The 17,464-nt window shown below is 70.8% G+C and carries 22 protein-coding genes; 14 read left to right on the top strand and 8 right to left on the bottom strand.

The genetic code is table 11. The annotated features are described in order from the left end of the window. Positions 1-123: 123 nt before the first annotated feature. The 10 genes from ACWEV3_RS19055 (at position 124) to ACWEV3_RS19100 (ending at position 7,909) form a co-directional block, all read left to right on the top strand. Positions 124-516 carry a GntR family transcriptional regulator gene (locus ACWEV3_RS19055; RefSeq protein ID WP_452615145.1) on the top strand — a complete coding sequence of 131 codons (393 nt, stop codon included), beginning with the start codon at positions 124-126 and terminating at the stop codon, positions 514-516. Continuing rightward, on the top strand, positions 513-1,388 hold the full coding sequence (locus ACWEV3_RS19060) for an ABC transporter ATP-binding protein (RefSeq protein WP_452615146.1): 876 nt from the start codon (positions 513-515) through the stop codon (positions 1,386-1,388). Before ACWEV3_RS19055 ends, ACWEV3_RS19060 begins: the two co-directional genes overlap by 4 nt. After that, entirely contained in the window at positions 1,385-2,254 is an 870-nt protein-coding gene (locus ACWEV3_RS19065; RefSeq protein WP_452615147.1) for an ABC transporter permease, read from the top strand. The genes ACWEV3_RS19060 and ACWEV3_RS19065 overlap by 4 nt, the downstream gene beginning before the upstream one ends. A 78-nt stretch (positions 2,255-2,332) precedes the next feature. Then, positions 2,333-3,262: an ABC transporter permease gene (locus ACWEV3_RS19070; protein WP_452615148.1), complete on the top strand. Its 930-nt coding sequence runs from the start codon at positions 2,333-2,335 to the stop codon at positions 3,260-3,262. 46 nt (positions 3,263-3,308) lie between these two features. After that, a complete protein-coding gene (locus ACWEV3_RS19075; RefSeq protein ID WP_452615149.1) occupies positions 3,309-4,085 on the top strand; it encodes a S1 family peptidase in 777 nt (258 codons plus the stop codon). Positions 4,086-4,237: 152 nt separating this feature from the next. Further along, positions 4,238-4,966, top strand: a complete 729-nt coding sequence (locus ACWEV3_RS19080; RefSeq protein WP_452615150.1) for a hypothetical protein — start codon at positions 4,238-4,240, stop codon at positions 4,964-4,966. 108 nt (positions 4,967-5,074) lie between these two features. Then, a complete protein-coding gene (locus ACWEV3_RS19085; RefSeq protein WP_452615151.1) occupies positions 5,075-5,848 on the top strand; it encodes an SDR family NAD(P)-dependent oxidoreductase in 774 nt (257 codons plus the stop codon). A gap of 110 nt (positions 5,849-5,958) precedes the next feature. Continuing rightward, a complete protein-coding gene (gene pyrE, locus ACWEV3_RS19090; RefSeq protein ID WP_358580738.1) occupies positions 5,959-6,507 on the top strand; it encodes an orotate phosphoribosyltransferase in 549 nt (182 codons plus the stop codon). Further along, complete coding sequence (locus tag ACWEV3_RS19095) at positions 6,504-7,148, top strand: TrmH family RNA methyltransferase (RefSeq protein WP_452615152.1); 645 nt, start codon at positions 6,504-6,506, stop codon at positions 7,146-7,148. The genes pyrE and ACWEV3_RS19095 overlap by 4 nt, the downstream gene beginning before the upstream one ends. Before the next feature lie 77 nt (positions 7,149-7,225). Continuing rightward, complete coding sequence (locus ACWEV3_RS19100; protein WP_452615153.1) at positions 7,226-7,909, top strand: DUF899 domain-containing protein; 684 nt, start codon at positions 7,226-7,228, stop codon at positions 7,907-7,909. Between the two features lie 63 nt (positions 7,910-7,972). On the opposite strand, the gene ACWEV3_RS19105 is transcribed toward ACWEV3_RS19100, so the two are convergent. The 5 genes from ACWEV3_RS19105 to ACWEV3_RS19125 all read right to left on the bottom strand — a co-directional run bounded on the left by ACWEV3_RS19105 (position 7,973) and on the right by ACWEV3_RS19125 (position 11,976). Then, complete coding sequence (locus tag ACWEV3_RS19105) at positions 7,973-8,662, bottom strand: DedA family protein (protein WP_452615154.1); 690 nt, start codon at positions 8,660-8,662, stop codon at positions 7,973-7,975. Positions 8,663-8,764: 102 nt separating this feature from the next. Then, entirely contained in the window at positions 8,765-8,968 is a 204-nt protein-coding gene (locus tag ACWEV3_RS19110) for a hypothetical protein (protein ID WP_358580747.1), read from the bottom strand. A gap of 279 nt (positions 8,969-9,247) precedes the next feature. Continuing rightward, positions 9,248-10,396, bottom strand: a complete 1,149-nt coding sequence (gene nagA / locus ACWEV3_RS19115; protein WP_452615155.1) for an N-acetylglucosamine-6-phosphate deacetylase — start codon at positions 10,394-10,396, stop codon at positions 9,248-9,250. Beyond that, positions 10,393-11,316, bottom strand: a complete 924-nt coding sequence (locus ACWEV3_RS19120) for an ROK family protein (RefSeq protein ID WP_452615156.1) — start codon at positions 11,314-11,316, stop codon at positions 10,393-10,395. Before ACWEV3_RS19120 ends, nagA begins: the two co-directional genes overlap by 4 nt. An 87-nt stretch (positions 11,317-11,403) precedes the next feature. Then, positions 11,404-11,976, bottom strand: coding sequence for a SigE family RNA polymerase sigma factor (locus tag ACWEV3_RS19125; RefSeq protein WP_452615157.1), 573 nt, complete (start codon positions 11,974-11,976; stop codon positions 11,404-11,406). A 93-nt stretch (positions 11,977-12,069) separates the two neighbouring features. Between ACWEV3_RS19125 and ACWEV3_RS19130 the strand changes: the two genes are divergently transcribed. The 4 genes from ACWEV3_RS19130 to ACWEV3_RS19145 all read left to right on the top strand — a co-directional run bounded on the left by ACWEV3_RS19130 (position 12,070) and on the right by ACWEV3_RS19145 (position 15,345). Beyond that, positions 12,070-12,348: a YciI family protein gene (locus tag ACWEV3_RS19130; protein ID WP_452615158.1), complete on the top strand. Its 279-nt coding sequence runs from the start codon at positions 12,070-12,072 to the stop codon at positions 12,346-12,348. Positions 12,349-12,592: 244 nt separating this feature from the next. Continuing rightward, a complete protein-coding gene (gene fbaA / locus ACWEV3_RS19135) occupies positions 12,593-13,627 on the top strand; it encodes a class II fructose-bisphosphate aldolase (protein WP_132482065.1) in 1,035 nt (344 codons plus the stop codon). Positions 13,628-13,738: 111 nt separating this feature from the next. Beyond that, a complete protein-coding gene (locus ACWEV3_RS19140; RefSeq protein ID WP_132482068.1) occupies positions 13,739-14,149 on the top strand; it encodes a DUF3151 domain-containing protein in 411 nt (136 codons plus the stop codon). Positions 14,150-14,241: 92 nt separating this feature from the next. Then, on the top strand, positions 14,242-15,345 hold the full coding sequence (locus ACWEV3_RS19145) for an FUSC family protein (protein WP_452615159.1): 1,104 nt from the start codon (positions 14,242-14,244) through the stop codon (positions 15,343-15,345). 3 nt (positions 15,346-15,348) lie between these two features. Here ACWEV3_RS19145 and ACWEV3_RS19150 read toward each other — a convergent pair whose 3' ends face one another. From ACWEV3_RS19150 to ACWEV3_RS19160, 3 genes are all read right to left on the bottom strand, one after another. Next, entirely contained in the window at positions 15,349-15,639 is a 291-nt protein-coding gene (locus ACWEV3_RS19150; RefSeq protein ID WP_452615160.1) for a hypothetical protein, read from the bottom strand. 164 nt (positions 15,640-15,803) lie between these two features. Then, on the bottom strand, positions 15,804-16,442 hold the full coding sequence (locus ACWEV3_RS19155; RefSeq protein WP_452615161.1) for an HNH endonuclease family protein: 639 nt from the start codon (positions 16,440-16,442) through the stop codon (positions 15,804-15,806). A gap of 236 nt (positions 16,443-16,678) precedes the next feature. Continuing rightward, the gene (locus ACWEV3_RS19160; RefSeq protein ID WP_452615162.1) at positions 16,679-17,380 is read right to left on the bottom strand and encodes a hypothetical protein; all 702 of its coding nucleotides are present in this window, start codon (positions 17,378-17,380) and stop codon (positions 16,679-16,681) included. Between the last annotated feature and the right edge of the window lie 84 nt (positions 17,381-17,464).

Here is a 17,464-nt window from a genome sequence, read left to right on the forward strand (position 1 = left end):
CGCGCCTCAGTGTTCAGCTGGGGCGCTTTTCGCTGTTCAGGGGCATTTTCGGGGTTCTGCTTGACCTAGATCGTCCGAAAGTTATCCTATGGTCGTAGGTTAATAGAGTGATAGGGGAAGTGCTTGATCGAGTTCCGCGTCGACAGCGGTACCGGGGTGCCGCCCTACCGGCAGCTCGTGCATCAGGTCGAGCACGCCCTCCGGCTCGGGCAGCTGCAGGTCGGCGACCGCCTGCCCACCGTCAAGGAAGTCGCGAAGAACCTCGTCATCAACCCGAACACGGTGTTGAAGGCGTACCGCGAGCTGGAGCACAAGGGACTGGCCAAGGGCCGTCCCGGGGCGGGCACCTTCATCGAACGGGGCCTGACCGGACTGCCCGCGGAGAAGCAGGCCGAGCTGCGCGCCGGCCTGGAGCGGTGGCTGACCGAGGCGTACCGGGCCGGCATGGATTCCGAAGGCATCGCCGCGCTGATCGCGACGGTGCTGCACGACTTCCGTCCTGAGGGGAACCAATGACTGAAACCGCCATGACGGCGACCGGCCTCGGCAAGCGGTACGGCCGCAAGTGGGGCCTGCGGAACTGCTCGCTGCAGGTGCCTGCGGGACGGGTCGTCGGCCTCGTCGGCCCGAACGGCGCGGGCAAGTCCACGCTGCTGAACCTGATGGTCGGCCTGCTCGCGCCGACGGAGGGCGAGCTGACGCTGCTCGGCGAGCGCGTCGGCCCCGGCACCGTGCTGGACCGCGTGGCCTACCTCGACCAGGAGCACTCGCTGTACCGGAACTTCAAGGTGCGCGAGATGCTCAAGGCCGGGCGGATGCTGAACAAGCGCTGGGACGAGCGGATCGCGCTGGACCGCCTCGCCGAGCTGAACATCCCGCTGGAGAGCCGGATCGGCGGGCTCTCCGGCGGCCAGCGGGCGCAGGTCGCGCTCGCGGTGGCCCTGGCGAAGAAGCCCGAGCTGCTGATCCTCGACGAGCCGGTGGCCAGCCTCGACCCGCTGGCCAGGCGGGAGCTGATGAGCGTCCTGATGGAGACGAAGGCCGACTGGGACTGCACCGTGGTCCTGTCCTCGCACGTGGTCTCCGAACTGGAGCGGCTCTGCGACTACCTGATCGTGCTGGACCACGGCCAGGTCAAGCTCTCCGAGGACATCGACGACCTGCTGGAGCAGCACCACGTCCTGATCGGGCCGAGGGGCGCGGCGGCGGGCGTGGCCGGCGAGGTCGTGCACCGGGAGGAGCGCGGGGATCGGGTTTCCCTGCTGGTGCGCGGGAATCCCCCGGCTCCCGGCTCTTCGTGGGACGTGCAGCGCGTCGACCTGGAAATGCTCGTCATGCACTACCTGACGGCTTCGGCGCCGCAGCGCATCCGGGAGGTCGCTGCATGACCTGGTTGACCTGGCGGCAGCACCGGCTCGGGCTGGCCGGATTCGCCGTCGTCTTCCTCGGCGTCGCCGCGATCTACCTCTTCTCCGGCTCGCTCGGCGCCGACGCCTCGACGGTTTACACCGCGGCGTACGGGTTCTCGCGCCTGGTCAAGTTCGTCGAGGACGTCAGCAGCTTCCTGCTGCCGCTGCCGCTGCTGGTCGGCATGTTCGCGGGTGCTCCGCTGGTGTCCAGGGAGCTGGAGCAGCACACGTTCCGCTACGCGTGGACCCAGGGCGTCTCGCGGAGCCATTGGCTGCGCGGCAAGGTGCTCCTGGTCGGGGGCGCGGTTCTGGTGCTCAGCACGATCTTCTCCCTCGTGCACATGAGCTGGCTCGCGCCGATGGTTCCCGAGATGGGCTGGTTCCGCTTCTTCAACCAGTCGGTCCCGGCGTTCCCGATGAGCTGCCTGTTCACCTTCGCGCTGGGAGTCGCCGCCGGAACGCTGCTCAAGCGGACGGTGCCCGCGATGGCCGCGACGATGTTCGGCGGCGCAGCCGTCTTCGTGGTGATGGCCTGGTTGCTGCGGCCGAACTACATGGAGCCGATGACCCTGACCCGGGCGGTCGAACCGGTCGGCCAGCAATCCGGATCCGAGGACGTGCTCAGCGATGCGTACTACCTCGGCGCGGTTTACCGCGACAGTTCGGGCGGAACCGGGGCTTCGGCGGTCTGGCGAGAAGGCGAACCCGCGCCGCTGCGGATCGTCACCTACCACCCGGCGGACCGCTTCTGGTCCTTCCAGTTCATCGAAGCGGGGATCTACCTCGCGTTGACCATCGCTTGTCTGGCGCTGGCCTTCTACTGGCTGCGCCGCAAACTCAGCTGACCTGATTCCGGGCGAGACGAGGGCGCTGATCGCGCCCCGACCGATGCTGCCCGGAAAACCCCAAAACCGGAGGTACGAATGATCTGGTTGACCTGGCGGCAACATCGGTTGATGGTGGCCCTGGTCGGCGCGGTTCTGCTCGGTTTCGCCGCGTGGTTCCTGTTGCTGGGCAACGGAATGCGGGATTCGCTAGGGCGGGCCGAGTTGGTCGACTGCATCGGCATCGGGAACGACTGCGGCGAGTGGACGTCGTCCCTCAGCATGCTGAGCAGCCTGCAGGGGACGCTGCTTCCCGTGCTGCCGGCGCTGATCGGCGCGTTCCTGGGCGCGCCGATGCTGACGCGGGAGATCGAGCAGCGAACCTTCCGCTACACCTGGACGCAGGGGATCTCCCGCGAGCACTGGCTGTTCAGCAAGGTGTTCCTGCTCGGCGGCGCGATTGCCGTGCTCAGCACCGCGTTCTCGGCCGCGTACATGTGGTACTTCCAGCCGGCCGTGCCGGAGTGGAGCTGGTTCGACGCCTTCGGCATGGTGCTGCCGTCCTTCCCCGCGACGTGCGTGTTCGGTTTCGCGCTCGGCGTCCTGGCCGGAACGGTGACCAAGCACCTCCTCGTCGGGATGGCGTTGTCGCTGGCCGGTTTCCTGGCCGTCTTCCTGCCGATCGTGGCGTGGCTGCGACCGCACTACATGTCGCCGCAGCGCCTCACGACCGACGAGTACTACCGGGGGCCGCGCGGCTGGGTGACCGAGTTCGTCTACCGGAGCCCGGAAGGCGAGGAGCTCGACATCTTCGGGGCGCTCCGGGCCAGCGGCGTTCCGCATGCGCCGAACTCCGTCGGCTCGGCCGAGATCGACCAGCTCAGCGCGGCCGGTTACACCGAAATGGTGCTCGTCCAGCCCGGCAGCCGGTTCTGGACGCTCCAGCTCGTCGACGCCGGGGTGTTCCTGGTGCTCGCCGCGGCGTGCATCGCGCTGACCTGCTGGCTGTTGCGCCGCAAGGCGATCTGATCTTCCGGGCCTTGCCCGGGACCTTCACCGAATCGAGAGGAAAACCATGCGCATCACCAAGTTGCTCGCTGCCGCCTTCGGCGCGGCGCTGGTCGGGATCGCGACCGCCGGTAGCGCCGGCGCGATCGTCGGCGGAGCTCCGGCGGACGAGCAGTACCCGTTCATGGCGTCGCTGCAGGTGCCGGACGAGCCCAGGTTCCACTGCGGAGCGACGCTGATAGACGACGACTGGCTGCTGACCGCCGGGCACTGCGTCGACTCGTTCGACGCGGGGCAGCTGACGGCGCGCGTCGGCAGCCCGGACCGCACCACCGGCGGCGAGGAGCGCCGGATCACCGAGAAGGTCCTGCACCCGCAGTACAAGAAGGAGTACCTGGCGCAGTACGACTTCGCGCTGCTGAAGCTCGACCGGCCCGTCGACCTGCCGACGGTGCGGATCGCGGACGCCGAGCAGGTGCCGGGCAAGGACACCCGGCTGATCGGCTGGGGCCGGGAGTGCAGCGAGTTCGAGTGCGGCGAGATCCCGGCCTTCCCGCAGCAGCTGAAGCAGTACGACTCCGAAGTGGGCGACGACGCCGAGTGCGCCAAGACCGACGGCAGCGTCGACACCTGCGTGCGCGCCCCTGGCAACCGGGTGTCGGTCTGCCAGGGCGACTCCGGCGGTCCGGCGCTGATCCGCGACGCGGCCGGGCGCTGGGAGCAGATCGGCATCACGAGCCGGTTCGGCGGCACCGAGGAGACGGAGGTCTGCGGCGACGAGCCGGACATCTTCGCCGACCCGGTCGCGGTCCGGGACTGGATCGGCCAGACGATCGGCGGCTGAACACCTGATCGGAGGTGTGGCCGGGGCACGTCGCCCCGGCCGCACCTCCCCGTGACGCGTTTTCCCAGGTCAATATCAGCCGATGGAGCGGTTCCGCACCGGATGCCCAGGTGATCTTCGTGTTCGGCGATGATCGGACTACCCTGCGCTGTGTGGGCATACCTGCGTGGCTCTGGTTCGTCATCGCCGTCGTCGCCATCGGTGCGGGCGTCGTGCTGCTGATCGCCGACCGATCCCAGCGCGCGTCGAACAACCGCGAGCGACGCCGTTGGGCCGCGCTGCGCGGCTGGCAGTTCGCCGAGGTGGACCAGGTCCTGCCGACCAGGTGGGAGCGCGGCGTGCTGGCCCAGTTCGGCGGCGTGACGGCCACCGACGTGGTGGCCGGGTCCACGTTCACCGCCGACGGGCGGCGCCAGGTGTACGTCCTCGACCTCGACGTCAACGGCAAGGCGGCCGCGGTGCTGGCCGCCATCCGCTGCCGCCGGTCCGCCCCGGCCACCATCGAGCTGTGGCTGCCCGACGTCCCGGTGCCGCAGGACTCCGAGCTGGACCTGCTCGGCCCGGTCGGCTCGCGGTACGCGTTCGTCACCGAGGTGGCGGCGGCCCGGCCGCTGGTGACGCCGGACCTGGTGGACGCCACCGAGGAGGTCGGCCACGACGTCACGGTGGTGTGGCTGGAGAACGACTGGGTGCTCGCGGCGCTGCACCCCGACGACGCCGACCCGGCGCGCCTGGAGCGGCTGCTGCGCGACCTCGGCGAACTCGCCGACCTGATCGACCCCTTCGACACCGACCCGAACGAGGGCGACGGCGCCGACGCCGCGGTGGAGGACGACGAGCTCGTCGACGCCGAGCCGGAGCCGTCGGAACGCTCGCGCTGACCCCGGAAGTCCGCAATTTCCATTGAAATCGAACCTTCGATTTCAATGGAAATTGCGGGGACCCCGGCGGGTGGTCGCGGCGGGCGAACTCTTCGGTAGGTTCGGGCCATGGCTACCGCACTCGTCACCGGCGCCACCGCGGGCATCGGGCGCGCCTTCTCCCGCCGACTCGCCGCCGAGGGCCACGACATGGTCCTGGTGGCCCGCGACGCCGGACGGCTCGCCGAGCTCGCCGATCGCCTGCAGGCCCGGCACGGTGTCCGCGTCGAGGTGCTCCCGGCGGACCTCGCCGACCCGAAGCAGCGCGCCGAGGTCGAGCGGCGCCTCGCCGACCCCGACCGGCCGGTGGACCTGCTGGTCAACAACGCCGGATTCGGCACGGCCGGGGCGTTCTGGGACACCACCGCCGCCGAGCTGCAGCGGCAGCTGGACGTCAACGTCGCCGCGGTGCTGGCGCTGACCCATGCCGCGGTGCGCGGGATGCGGGAGCGCGGCCAGGGCGACGTGATCAACGTGTCCAGCGTCGCCGGCTTCTTCCCCGTCGCCGGCTCCACCTACGGGGCGACCAAGGCCTACGTGACCGCCTTCTCCGAGGGCCTGTCGGTGTCGCTGACCGGCACTGGGGTGCGGGTCATGGCGCTGTGCCCGGGCTTCACCCAGACCGAGTTCCACCAGCGGGCCGGGCTGGAGATGGGCCGCCTGCCCAGGGCGTTCTGGCTGCAGGCCGACCAGGTGGTGCACGCGGCGCTGGCCGACCTGCGCCAGGGCAAGAGCGTGTCGGTGCCGGGCGTGCAGTACAAGGCGCTGGTCGCCATCGGCCGGCTGGTGCCGCAGAAGCTCCAGCGGATGATCGTGAAGCGCACCGTCCCGGGCCGCACCTGAGCATTCGACGGGCGTCGGCCCGTGAGCGTTTTGGGGTGCCATAGCGCCCCGAAACACTCACGGACCCGTCGCGGACGAGGCCCGCAACCCGGCCGGTATGCTGAAAACTCGTGGTCAAAGTGGATGAACAGCAGCGCACCGAGCTCGCCCGCCTGGTCCGGGAACTCGCCGTCGTGCACGGTCGGGTCACCCTCTCCTCCGGCAAGGAAGCCGACTACTACGTCGATCTCCGCCGGGCGACGCTGCACCACCAGGCGGCGCCGCTGATCGGCACGCTGCTGCGCCAGCTCACCGCCGACTGGGACTACGTCGCCGTCGGCGGCCTCACCCTCGGCGCGGACCCCGTCGCCACCGCGATGATGCACGCCGAAGGCCCCGGGCTGGACTCCTTCGTCGTCCGCAAGAGCAGCAAGACGCACGGCATGCAGCGGCTGATCGAGGGCCCCGATGTCACCGGGCGCCGGGTGCTCGCCGTCGAGGACACCTCCACCACCGGCGGCAGCGTCCTCACCGCCGTCGAGGCGCTGCGCGCGGCCGACGCCGAGATCGTCGGCGTGGCCACCGTGGTCGACCGCGACACCGGCGCGCGCGAGGCCATCGAGGCCGCCGGGCTGCCGTACCGCTCGCTGCTGAGCCTGGCCGACCTCGGGTTGGCGTGAGCGAGGAGCTCGGTCCCACCGAGTGGGGCACCACCGTCGGCGTCGGGCCCTGGCCGGGCCCGTGGCCGGCGGACGAGCGCTACGACCCGGAGCTGCTGGAGCACGGCGACCGGCGCAACGTCGTGGACCACTACCGGTACTGGCGGCGCGAGGCGATCGTCGCCGACCTGGACCTGCGGCGGCACGACTTCCACGTGGCCATCGAGAACTTCCAGCACGACCACAACATCGGCACGGTGGTGCGCACCGCGAACGCCTTCGCCGCGAAGGCCGTGCACATCGTGGGCCGGCGGCGGTGGAACCGGCGCGGCGCGATGGTCACCGACCGGTACCAGCACATCCACCACCACCCGGACCTGGAGTCGCTGCGCGGCTACGCGACCGAGCACGACCTGGCGCTGGTGGCGGTGGACAACACCGCGGGCGCGGTGCCGGTCGAGCGGACGGCACTGCCCCGTCGCTGCGTGCTGCTGTTCGGCCAGGAGGGCCCCGGCCTGCGGGAGGATTCGCGGCACGGCGCGGACCTGGTGGTGTCGATCGCGCAGTTCGGGTCGACCCGCTCGATCAACGCCGGGGTCGCGGCGGGCGTCGTGATGCACACCTGGATCGAGCAGCACGCCGATCTCGCCGACGCCTGGTGATCAGCCGATGAGTTCTCCATCCGGGCGGAGTCTGTTCCGGTGTACCGCGAACAGACCCTGATCGGTTGGGGGAACCCATGACCAGCAATGCCCTGCCGCCCGTCGTCGACGCCGAGACCTGGCAGCGCGAGCTCGACGAGCTGCGCGCCCGGGAGAAGGCCGCGACCCGGGAGCTCGACGCGATCGCCGCGCAGCGCCGCCGCATGCCGATGGTCGAGATGCCCGACTACACCCTCGAAGGCGAGGAGGGGCCGGTCCGGCTGGCGGACGTCTTCGACGGCGCGTCGCAGCTGATCGTCTACAACCACATGTGGTTCGCCGGCAAGGAATGGCAGTGCCCGGGCTGCACCGGGTTCACCTCGCAGTTCACCCGGCTGGAATTCCTGCACAACTACGACGCCCGGTTTGTCGTCGTCACCCAGGGCCCGATCGACGAGGCGCTCGCCTACAAACGGCGCGTCGGCAACCAGATGACCTGGTACTCCACGGCGAACAGCCCGTTCGGCGCCGACGTCGGCGCACCGCCCGGCGGGGGATTCGCCGTCAACGTGTTCCTGCGCGACGGCGACACCGTCTACCGCACCTGGCACACCAGCGGCCGCGGCTGCGAGCAGCTCAGCCACACCTTCGCGCTGATCGACCTGCTGCCGTACGGGCGGCGGGAGGAGTGGCAGGACTCGCCCGAGGGCTGGCCGCAGGAGCCCACCTACAGCCGGTGGGCCAGCTCCGAGGACATCGCCGCGCGCTACGGCGAGGCCTGACCCGGCCCGGAAAGCAGTTCGCGCGGATCCGGAGCACCGGATCCGCGCGAAGGTGGCGACTCGTCAGCTCGCGGCGCCGCGGGCCTTCTCGCGGCGGCCCTTCAGGTACTCGATGATGATCGGGACGACCGAGACCAGCACGATCAGGATGGCCATCGCTTCGAGGTTGTTCCTGATCCACGGGATGTTGCCGAGGAAGAAGCCGAGCACCGTCATGCTGACGGTCCACGCGATGCCGCCGATCGCGGAGAAGCTGAAGAACTTCTTCTGGTCCATCTGCGCGACGCCCGCGACGGCGGTGATGAAGGTCCGCACGATCGGCACGAACCGGGCCAGGATGATTGCGCGCGCCCCGTACTTCTCGAAGAACCCGTGGGTCTTGTCCACGTGCTCCTTCTTGAACAGCTTCGAGTCGGGCTTGTTGAACATCGACGGCCCGACCTTGCGGCCGATCCAATACCCGGTCACGTTGCCCACGAACGCGCACACCGCTAGCAGCACGCACACCAGCCAGATCGGGGTGTCGATCGCGCCGGTGGCGACGAACAGGCCCGTCACGAACAGCAGTGAGTCACCGGGCAGGAAGAACCCGATGAGCAGGCCGCACTCGGCGAAGATGATCAGGCACACGCCGATCAGGGCGAACGGCCCCATCGACTGGATGATGTGCTCCGGATCGAGCCAGTCCGGCAGGAGGGCGAGCGCGGGAGTGTTCGCGGCGGCGTCGACAATCGCGGGCAATTCGGTCGTCACGCTTGCCAACGGTACCGTGACCGCCCCCGCGCCAACCCCCGGGCGAGCAAGCCCGCCGAACACGCTGGGCAATCCCATGATCACCCGGAAGTGGGTATCGGCTCAGATCGCCAGGGGGAACAGCGTGAGCGCTCCGGCGATGGCTCCGGCCAGGAGCCCGACGATCAGCGCGAACAACAGCACGCCGACCACCGGGAGGCGCTTGCGCGGCGGAGCGGGCGGAGGCTGCGGAGCCGTGCCGGGGCTGCCCCCGGCCTGGGCACGCAGCGCCGCCGACAGGAGGTGTGCTGGGTCGGGTCGGGTCACCCCCCGAGCGTAAGCGAGGGACCCGGCGGAGCAGGCCGTTGCGGCGAAGCCGGGCGGTGCGGCGGAGCCGGGTGGTGCGGCGGAGCCGGGGCTTCGCGTACCGGCCGCAATTTCAATGGAAGTTGCGGCTCTCCGGCGGAAGTTGCGGTTCTCCGGCGTGTCCGGCCACGACACGCCGGGGGATGTGGACAACTTCCGCAATTTCAATGGAAATCGGACCTTCGATTTCCATTGAAATTGCGGACCGACCCCTCGGCGCGGTGCTCAGCTCGGTTCGGCTCAGCTTGGTTCGGTCACCCAGGTTCCGTCCTTCATCACCGCGTCCAGCTCCAGGTCGGCGTTCAGCACCACCAGGTCCGCCGCGAGACCCTGGCGGATCTCGCCGATCCGGTCGCCGAGGCCGAGCAGCTGCGCCGGCTTCGCCGACGATGCCGCCACCGCCGCCGGCACCGTCAGGCCGCAGCTGCGGACCAGGTTCCGGAACGCCACGTCCATCGTCAGCGTGCTGCCCGCCAGCGAGCCGTCCGCGAGCCGTGGCTCGCCGTCGGTCACCGTGACCGGCAGCTTGCCCAGCTCGTAGGTGCCGTCGCCCGCTTCGGTCGCGCTGATCGCGTCGGTGACCAGCACGGTCCGCCCGCTGCCCGCGTGCGAGGCGGCCAGCTTCACCACCGCCGGGTGCAGGTGCACCAGGTCGCAGATGAGCTCGACGGTCACCCGCTCGTCCTCCAGCAGGACGCCGATCGGGCCCGGTTCCCGGTGGTGCAGCGGGCGCATCGCGTTGAACAGGTGAGTGGCGACCGTCGCGCCCGCCTCCACCGCGGGCACCACCTGGTCCAGCACGGCGTCGGTGTGCCCGACGGCGGCGATCACGCCCTGGTCCACCAGCCGCCGGATGGCGCTCAACGACTCCGGCAGCTCCGGCGCCAGCGTGATCATCCGGACCGCGCCCCGCCCCGCGTCCAGCAGCTGCTGGACGGCGGCGGCCTCCGGCGGGCGGAGGATCGCCGGGTCGTGCGCGCCGCAGCGCGCAGCCGACAGGAACGGCCCCTCCAGGTGGATGCCCGCCAGCGCGCCGTCGACGACCAGCTCGCTGAGCGCGCTGATCTGCTTGGCGAGGTCGGGCAGCGGCGCCGACACGAGGCTGGCCAGCATCGTCGTCGTGCCGTGCGCGCGGTGGGTGTTGATCGCGGCGTGCGACTGGTCGAGCTCGATGCCGGTGAAGGAGCCGCCGCCACCGCCGTGGCAGTGGATGTCCACGAAGCCGGGCACCAGCCACCGGCCGGCCAGGTCGACGGCGGGGCCGTCCGGCGCGGGGCCGCTGCCGACCGCGGCGATCTGGCCGCCGGAGACCCGGACCCAACCGCGGTCCAGCACTCCGTCGGCGGTGACGACCTGTCCACCGGCGAGGATCAGTTCGGGAGTGTTCACGTTGTCTTCAACCCTTCCGTCGCCAGCAGCGCTGCACCGAGGCAGCCCGCGGTGTCACCGAGCTCGGCCAATTTGAGGTGGGGGCGGCGGTGGTATGCCGCCAGCATGCCGTCCAACCGGGCGCGCAGCGGGTCGACGAGCAAATCGCCGGCCTGCGCGAACCCGCCGCCGAGCACGACGCACTCGGGCGCTGCGACCGTGATGAGCACCAGCAACCCCCTGGCCAGTGCGTCGATCGCGTCCTGCCAAACCGCCTGGGCGTCCGGATCGCCGGTCCGCACCGCGGCGGCGACGTCGGCGCCCGAGACGTCCCGCCCCGTCCGCGCCCGGTAGCGGCGGGCGACCGCGGCCGACGACGCCACGGCCTCGACGCAGCCGCTGCTCCCGCAGCCGCACGGCTCGCCGTGCCCGACGTCGATGTGCCCGATCTCGCCGGCGAAGCCGCCGCCGGAGTAGAGCCGGCCGTCGAGCACCAGCGCCGCGGCGATCCCGGTGCCGATCGGCAGCACGACCACGTCGCGCATGCCGCGGGCGGCGCCCAGGCGTGCCTCGGCGAGCCCACCGGCGCGGACGTCGTGGCCGAAGGCCAGTGGCAGGTCGATGCGGGCGGCGAGCCGGTCGCGCAGCGGCACGTCCCGCCAACCGAGGTTCGCGGAGAACACTCCGACACCGCGAGCCTCGTCGACCACACCGGGCATCACGACGCCGACGGCGTCCACCGAGTCCGCGCCGGAGCGCAGCTCGGACACCAGCTCGGCCACGGCTTCGACCACGAGGTCGGCGGTCGCTTCGCCGTCCGAGCCGCGCGGGGTCGGGCGGCGCGCATGGCGCAACTGCCGAGCGGTATCGCGGCCGACGGCCACGAGGGCGGCCTTCATGTCGGTACCGCCGACGTCTACGGCGATGGCGTGTGCGGTCACGCCGACGATCCTCCGCTACCAGCCACCCAGTGGTCTACACCAAACTGGTGTGTCGTTCGACTGGGATTTCGCGGACTTCCCCGTCGATCAGTTGCCCATCAGCTTCTGCAGGGCCTCCAGGCCGCGGCTCGCGGTCGACTTCACGGTGCCCTTCGAAACGCCCGTGGCCTCGGCGATCTCCGCTTCCGTGAGGTTCCCGTAGTACCGCAGCACCAGCACCTCGCGCTGCCGTCGCGGCAGTTTGCCCAGCGACTCCACGACCGCCTGGTGTTCGGCCGTCAACATCGCCAGCGATTCGGCCGAACGGGCGTCGGCCTGGTGCGGCGGCTGGTACTCGCGGGCCGTCTTGCGGCGCCGCAGCACCGAGCGGCTGCCGTTGACGACCGCGGTGCGCAGGTACCCGATCGCGGCGCGCGCGTCGCGCAGCCCGGACCAGTTCCGGTACAGCCCGGTGAACGCCTCCTGCACCACGTCCTCGGCCGTCGCCGGGTCGTCGACCAGCAGGATCGCCAGTCGCACCATCCGCATGCGCTGCTGGCGGTACAGGTCTTCCAGGGTCAGCGGTTGCGCCGTGGTGTCCACCGCCGCGCTGTCCAGCGCGCGCAGGTGTCCGAGGGTCTGCTCCACGCTCCGTGCGGTGCTGTGCGAATCACCGGCCATGATCGAACAACCTACCGGCTGGCCACTGGTACGGATAACACGACCGGGTAGCGTCGATATCGATCGGTGATCTGCAGCGGAGGTGTCGGGAACATGGCCAAGTTCGTGGTCGAGCTGGTGTACGGCGAGGACGAGGAGCGCCGCCTGGAGGTGCGGCCCGCGCACCGGGAGTACTGCCGCGGACTCGCCGAGCGCGGCGTGCTGCTGGCCGGCGGCCCGTTCGCCGACAACCTCGGCGCCCAGCTGATCTACGAGGCCGCCGACGCCGACGAGCTCGGCGGGGTCCTCGCCGCGGACCCCTACACGGAGGCCGGCGTGATCGCCAAGACCACCGTCCGCGAGTGGAACCTGCTCACCGGCGCCTGGGCCTAGCCGCCACCAAGATCGAATCGGCGGGCTCCCTGGCCGCCGAACCTGCAGCGTGTGAGGATGTCCACAGGATTCGTCCCGTTCTGAATCCTGTCACCGGCTTTCCAAGACAGCCCCGGCTGGGGCACTGTGACGCGAAAGTGTGGCACCGGGCCGAACGGGCCCGCTGACAACGGGCATGAGCTCGTAGGATGCTGCGCGACTTCCCGTCACCAAGACCAAACTCCACCCCCGAGGAGGACGACCGATGCCCATCGCGACCCCCGAGGTCTACGCGGAGATGCTGGACCGGGCGAAGGCGGGCGAATTCGCCTACCCGGCCATCAACGTGACCTCGTCGGAGACGCTCAACGCGGCGCTGCGCGGGTTCGCCGAGGCCGAGAGTGACGGCATCATCCAGTTCTCGACCGGTGGCGCCGAGTTCGCCTCCGGCACCAAGGTCAAGGACATGGTCACCGGCGCGACGGCGCTGGCCGAGTTCGCGCACGTGGTGGCCGCGAAGTACCCGGTGAACATCGCGCTGCACACCGACCACTGCCCGAAGGACAAGCTGGACGGCTTCGTCCGGCCGCTGATCCAGATCAGCCAGGAGCGGGTCGACCGCGGCGAGAACCCGCTGTTCCAGTCGCACATGTGGGACGGCTCGGCCATCGACCTGGACGAGAACCTGGAGATCGCCCAGGAGCTGCTGGCCGCCGCCGCCAAGGCCAAGATCATCCTGGAGCTGGAGGTCGGCGTCGTCGGCGGCGAGGAGGACGGCGTCGCCAACGACATCAACGAGAAGCTCTACACCGCGCCCGGCGACTACGAGAAGACCGTGGACGCCCTCGGCAGCGGCGAGAAGGGCCGCTACCTGCTGGCCGCCACGTTCGGCAACGTGCACGGCGTCTACAAGCCGGGCAACGTCAAGCTGCGCCCGGAGATCCTCAAGCAGGGTCAGGACGTGGTGACGGAGAAGCTCGGCCTGCCGGCCGGCTCGAAGCCGTTCGACCTGGTCTTCCACGGCGGCTCCGGCTCGCTGCTGGAGGAGATCCACGAGGCGGTCTCCTACGGCGTGGTGAAGATGAACATCGACACCGACACCCAGTACGCCTTCACCCGGCCCGTCGCAGACCACATGTTCAAGAACTACGACGGCGTGCTGAAGATCGACGGCGAGGTCGGCAACAAGAAGGCCTACGACCCGCGCAGCTACCTGAAGGTCGCCGAGCAGGCGATGGCGGCCCGCGTCGCCCACGCCTGCGAGAACCTCAAGTCCGCGGGCCGCATGCTGGCGGGTTGAGGTTTTCACCCGGAGGGCGCGATTTCGCGAGAAGTCGGCGCCCCCTCGGACTGCGACGGCCCGTTCGCCTGGTGGCGGACGGGCCGTCGTCGTACCTGGAAGGATTGGGGCATGACGAGGAACCTGTTGGAACCGCCGGAGACCCTGCTGCCGGAGAACGAGGCCGCGCAGGGCGAGCTGGCCGCCGGCACCGACCCGGCCGAGGTCGCCGCGCACCACCCCACCTTCAGCGCCGCGTGGGCCGCGCTCGCGGAGGCCGCGCTCGACGCCGACGAGCACATCGCCGCCTACGCCTACGCCCGCACCGGCTACCACCGCGGCCTGGACGCGCTGCGCAAGGCCGGCTGGAAGGGCTTCGGCCCGGTGCCGTGGCGGCACGCCCCGAACCAGGGCGTGCTCCGCTCGATCGCGGCGCTGGCGAAGGCCGCGAGGGCGATCGGCGAGGCGGACGAGTTCGACCGCTGCCGCCAGCTGCTCGCCGACAGCGACCCGGCTTCCCTGGACGCGACCGGCCTGGCCTGAGCCGCGTGCGCGACCGGGCCTCGCGCCCGGTCGCGCAGATCGAGCGAGGATCACTGCGGCGGCACTCGGATTGCGCCGCGATCTGTCGGACAATGTGGAGCGTGCACCGACTGCGCGAGGAACTCGTCCGCCGCTTGCGCCGCCTCATGCGCACCGGAGTTCCCATCGCGCAGTGCGCGATCGCGGCCGGTCTCGCGTGGTTCCTGGCCCGCCACCTGTTCGGCCACCCGGCGCCGTTCTTCGCGCCGATCGCCGCGGTCATCTCGCTCGGCGTCTCGCTGGGCCAGCGGATGCGGCGCGCCCTGGAACTCGTCGTCGGCGTCAGCATCGGCGTCGGGGTCGGCGACATCCTGATCTCGTTCATCGGCACGGGGAGCTGGCAGATCGCGCTGGTCGTCGCGCTGGCCATGAGCACCGCCGTGCTGCTGGACAGCGGCGTCGTGATCGTGCTGCAGGCCGCGTCGTCGTCGGTGCTGGTGGCGACGCTGCTGCCGCCGGCCACCGCCGGCGGGCTGACGCGAATGCTCGACGCCGCGATCGGCGGTCTGGTCGGCTTCATCGTCGCCGCGCTGCTGCCCGCCAACCCGCTCGCCGTGGCGCACCGCAACGGGCGGCTCGTGCTCGGCGCCCTCGCCGACGCGCTCCGCGGCGTCGGGAACGCGGTGGCGCGGCAGGACATCGAGCTCGCCGCCGACGTGCTGGCGAAGGCGCGCAAGAGCCAGCAGAACGTGGAGGAGCTCCGCGCGGCGCTGGAGGCCGGGCAGGAGATCGCACGGTTCGCGCCCATCCGGTGGAGGCGGCGCGGTGACCTGGAGCGCTACGAGACCGCGGCGACGCCGATCGACCGCGCGCTGCGCAACACGCGCGTGCTCGCGCGCCGGGCGCTCGCCGCGTTGCGGGACGGCGAACCGGTGCCGCGCCCGCTGCCGGGGCTCCTGGAGGAGCTGGCGGGCGCTGTGGTGCTGCTGCGCGACGAGCTGGCCAGCGGCGTCGATCCGCTGCAGACCCGCGCGGCGGCCAGATCCGTCGCCAAGAAGTCCACAGTGGAACTCCTCGGCGAGGGGGACTTCTCGATGCAGGTGGTGGTGCTGCAGGTCCGCTCGATCGCGGTGGACCTCCTGCAGGCCACCGGCCTCAGCCGGACCGAGGCGATCGCCGCCCTGCCGCCCCTGCACCCGGAGGAGAAGACCGGCTGAGCGTCAGCCCGCGGGGCGGTTGAGGACCGCGATCAGGGCGTTGTGCAGGGCCTCGTGATCGCGCGGGTCGTGGAGGTGGCAGTCGGCCGCAGAGAGCCGGTACCACTCCGCTGCGCCCGCGTAGCGGATCCACACCGTGACGTCGCCGTCGGCGCATTCGGTGGCCAGCTCCAGGTCGCCGGTGATGACCCCGACCTCGTCGGTCATCACCCCGCCCGGCGGCGCGGTCACCTCGGAGCGCCGCACCGCAGGCTCCGGTGCGGTCGAGCGATCCGGCTCTGCGTGGTCTGACATGCAACGGCCCTCCTCACGGCGCCTCGGCCGCTCCAGTATGTCCTGCCGAGAGCGGCGCGGTCGGAGGTCGGCTTCGCGCGAAACCGGCACCGGGCGTGCGTGGGGGCGCCCGTTTCACGCGAAACCTGCGGTGCCCCGCTCCCGCACGGGGCACCGCAGGCGGATCAGCAGCCGTCGAGGGCCTTTTGCAGCGCCGACTTCTCCGCGTCGGTGACGGTCAGGCCGTACTTGTTCTTGGTGCCGACCCACATCGACGCGTACGTGCAGTGGTAGCCGGCCAGCGGCGGCATCCACTCGTCCGGCGTCTGGTCGCCCTTCGCCTGGTTGACGTTGTCGGTGACCGCGATCAGCTGCGGACCCTCCAGGTCGTTGGCGAACGCCTGGCGCTGGTCCTGGGTCCACTCCGCCGCGCCGGAACGCCACGCGGCGGCCAGCGGCACGACGTGGTCGATGTCCAAATCGGACGGCTGGGTCCAGGTCTCGCCGTCGTACGGGCTGAGCCAGCTGCCGGAGGTCGGGTAGCAGTCCGAGCCGGTCTGGACGTCCTTGCCGTCGCGCTTGAGCACCGCCTCGCGGGTGTTGCAGTTGTCCGGGCCCTCGATCCAGTGCGGGAACTTCTCCCGGCTGTAGCCGTCCATCGAACCCTCCGGTGCGACGGTCAGCTTCGACAGCTCGGACTTCGCCGTCGCGGGATCCGGGATGCCGGGCGGCTCGGCGCCGGCGGGCACGGCCAGCGCGAGGCCGAGGATTCCAGCCAGGGGTAGGGCGGTCAGGGTGGCGCGCAACGATCGGTGGCCTGTCATGGCTTCCCTCCGCATGGGCGTCTCGCCGATGTCCGTGCTGACCATTGCCCACGCAGTTGGCCGGGACAATGCCGGAGAGTGGCGAACGGGTGACTTGGCGTGAAATCGCCACCGATCGTGCCACTTGCTGGTGAATTTCGCACCGACCGGAGACGGCGCGGTGCGTCGAGGACGCTCGATTCCAGGCAAAAACGGGAATCACATTTGTCGGGAATGGGTGGAATTCGGCCGGGTGATCAGCGCGCCAGTCTCAGGTCCTCGGTGTGCCGGTACCAGACCCACTTCTCCATCGGGCGCGGGTGGGCGACGCCGTCGTGGTGCACCGTCGCCGACCGGAACGACGCCTGCACCGCGCGCCCCCGCGCGACGGTGCGCCGGCTGCGCAGGAGGCCGCGGCGGACGGTGGTGACGAGGATGCCGTCGGCGGCCGGGTCGAGCATGGCGTTCATCGGGTCGGAGGTCGGCTCCGGCAACGGCGCGGCCGCCGGGTCCGGCGAGATCGTGATGCTGGTCGCGGCGCCGTTGAGCACCTGCTCGTCGTCGCAGTACACCTGCCCGGTGATCGGCTCGATCGAGCCCTCGCCGAGCAGCACGCCACCCGAGTCGTCCCGGATCAGCGCCGCCGGTCGCGGCGCGGCGGTCAGCGCGCGGTCGAAGTCGCCGGGGCGGAGCCCCCACAGCCGGGCGGCCGGCGAGTCGGCGACCGGGACGTAGCCGACGACCAGGTCGGCCAGCCGGTTCTTGCGCAGCAGGCGCAGCACCACCGACGCGAAGTCGATGTCGGTGCCGTGCACCACCAGCCGTTCCCGGGCGTCGGCGAGCAGCGGGTCCAGGTCGGCGCGGGCCGGTGCCGCCGGGACGTCGAACCATTGCACACCGTCACCGGACGGGCGCGCTGCGCGCTCGACGTTTCCGCAGGACAATGCGGTGGTACTCACGTTTCGCTCCTGGTTTACCCTGATCGACCGGCATACCCCGTGGTGGGAGCGGGCGAAGCGTGCGGTCACGCTGGCGACCACCCA

The organism is Saccharopolyspora sp. NPDC003752, assembly GCF_053605825.1.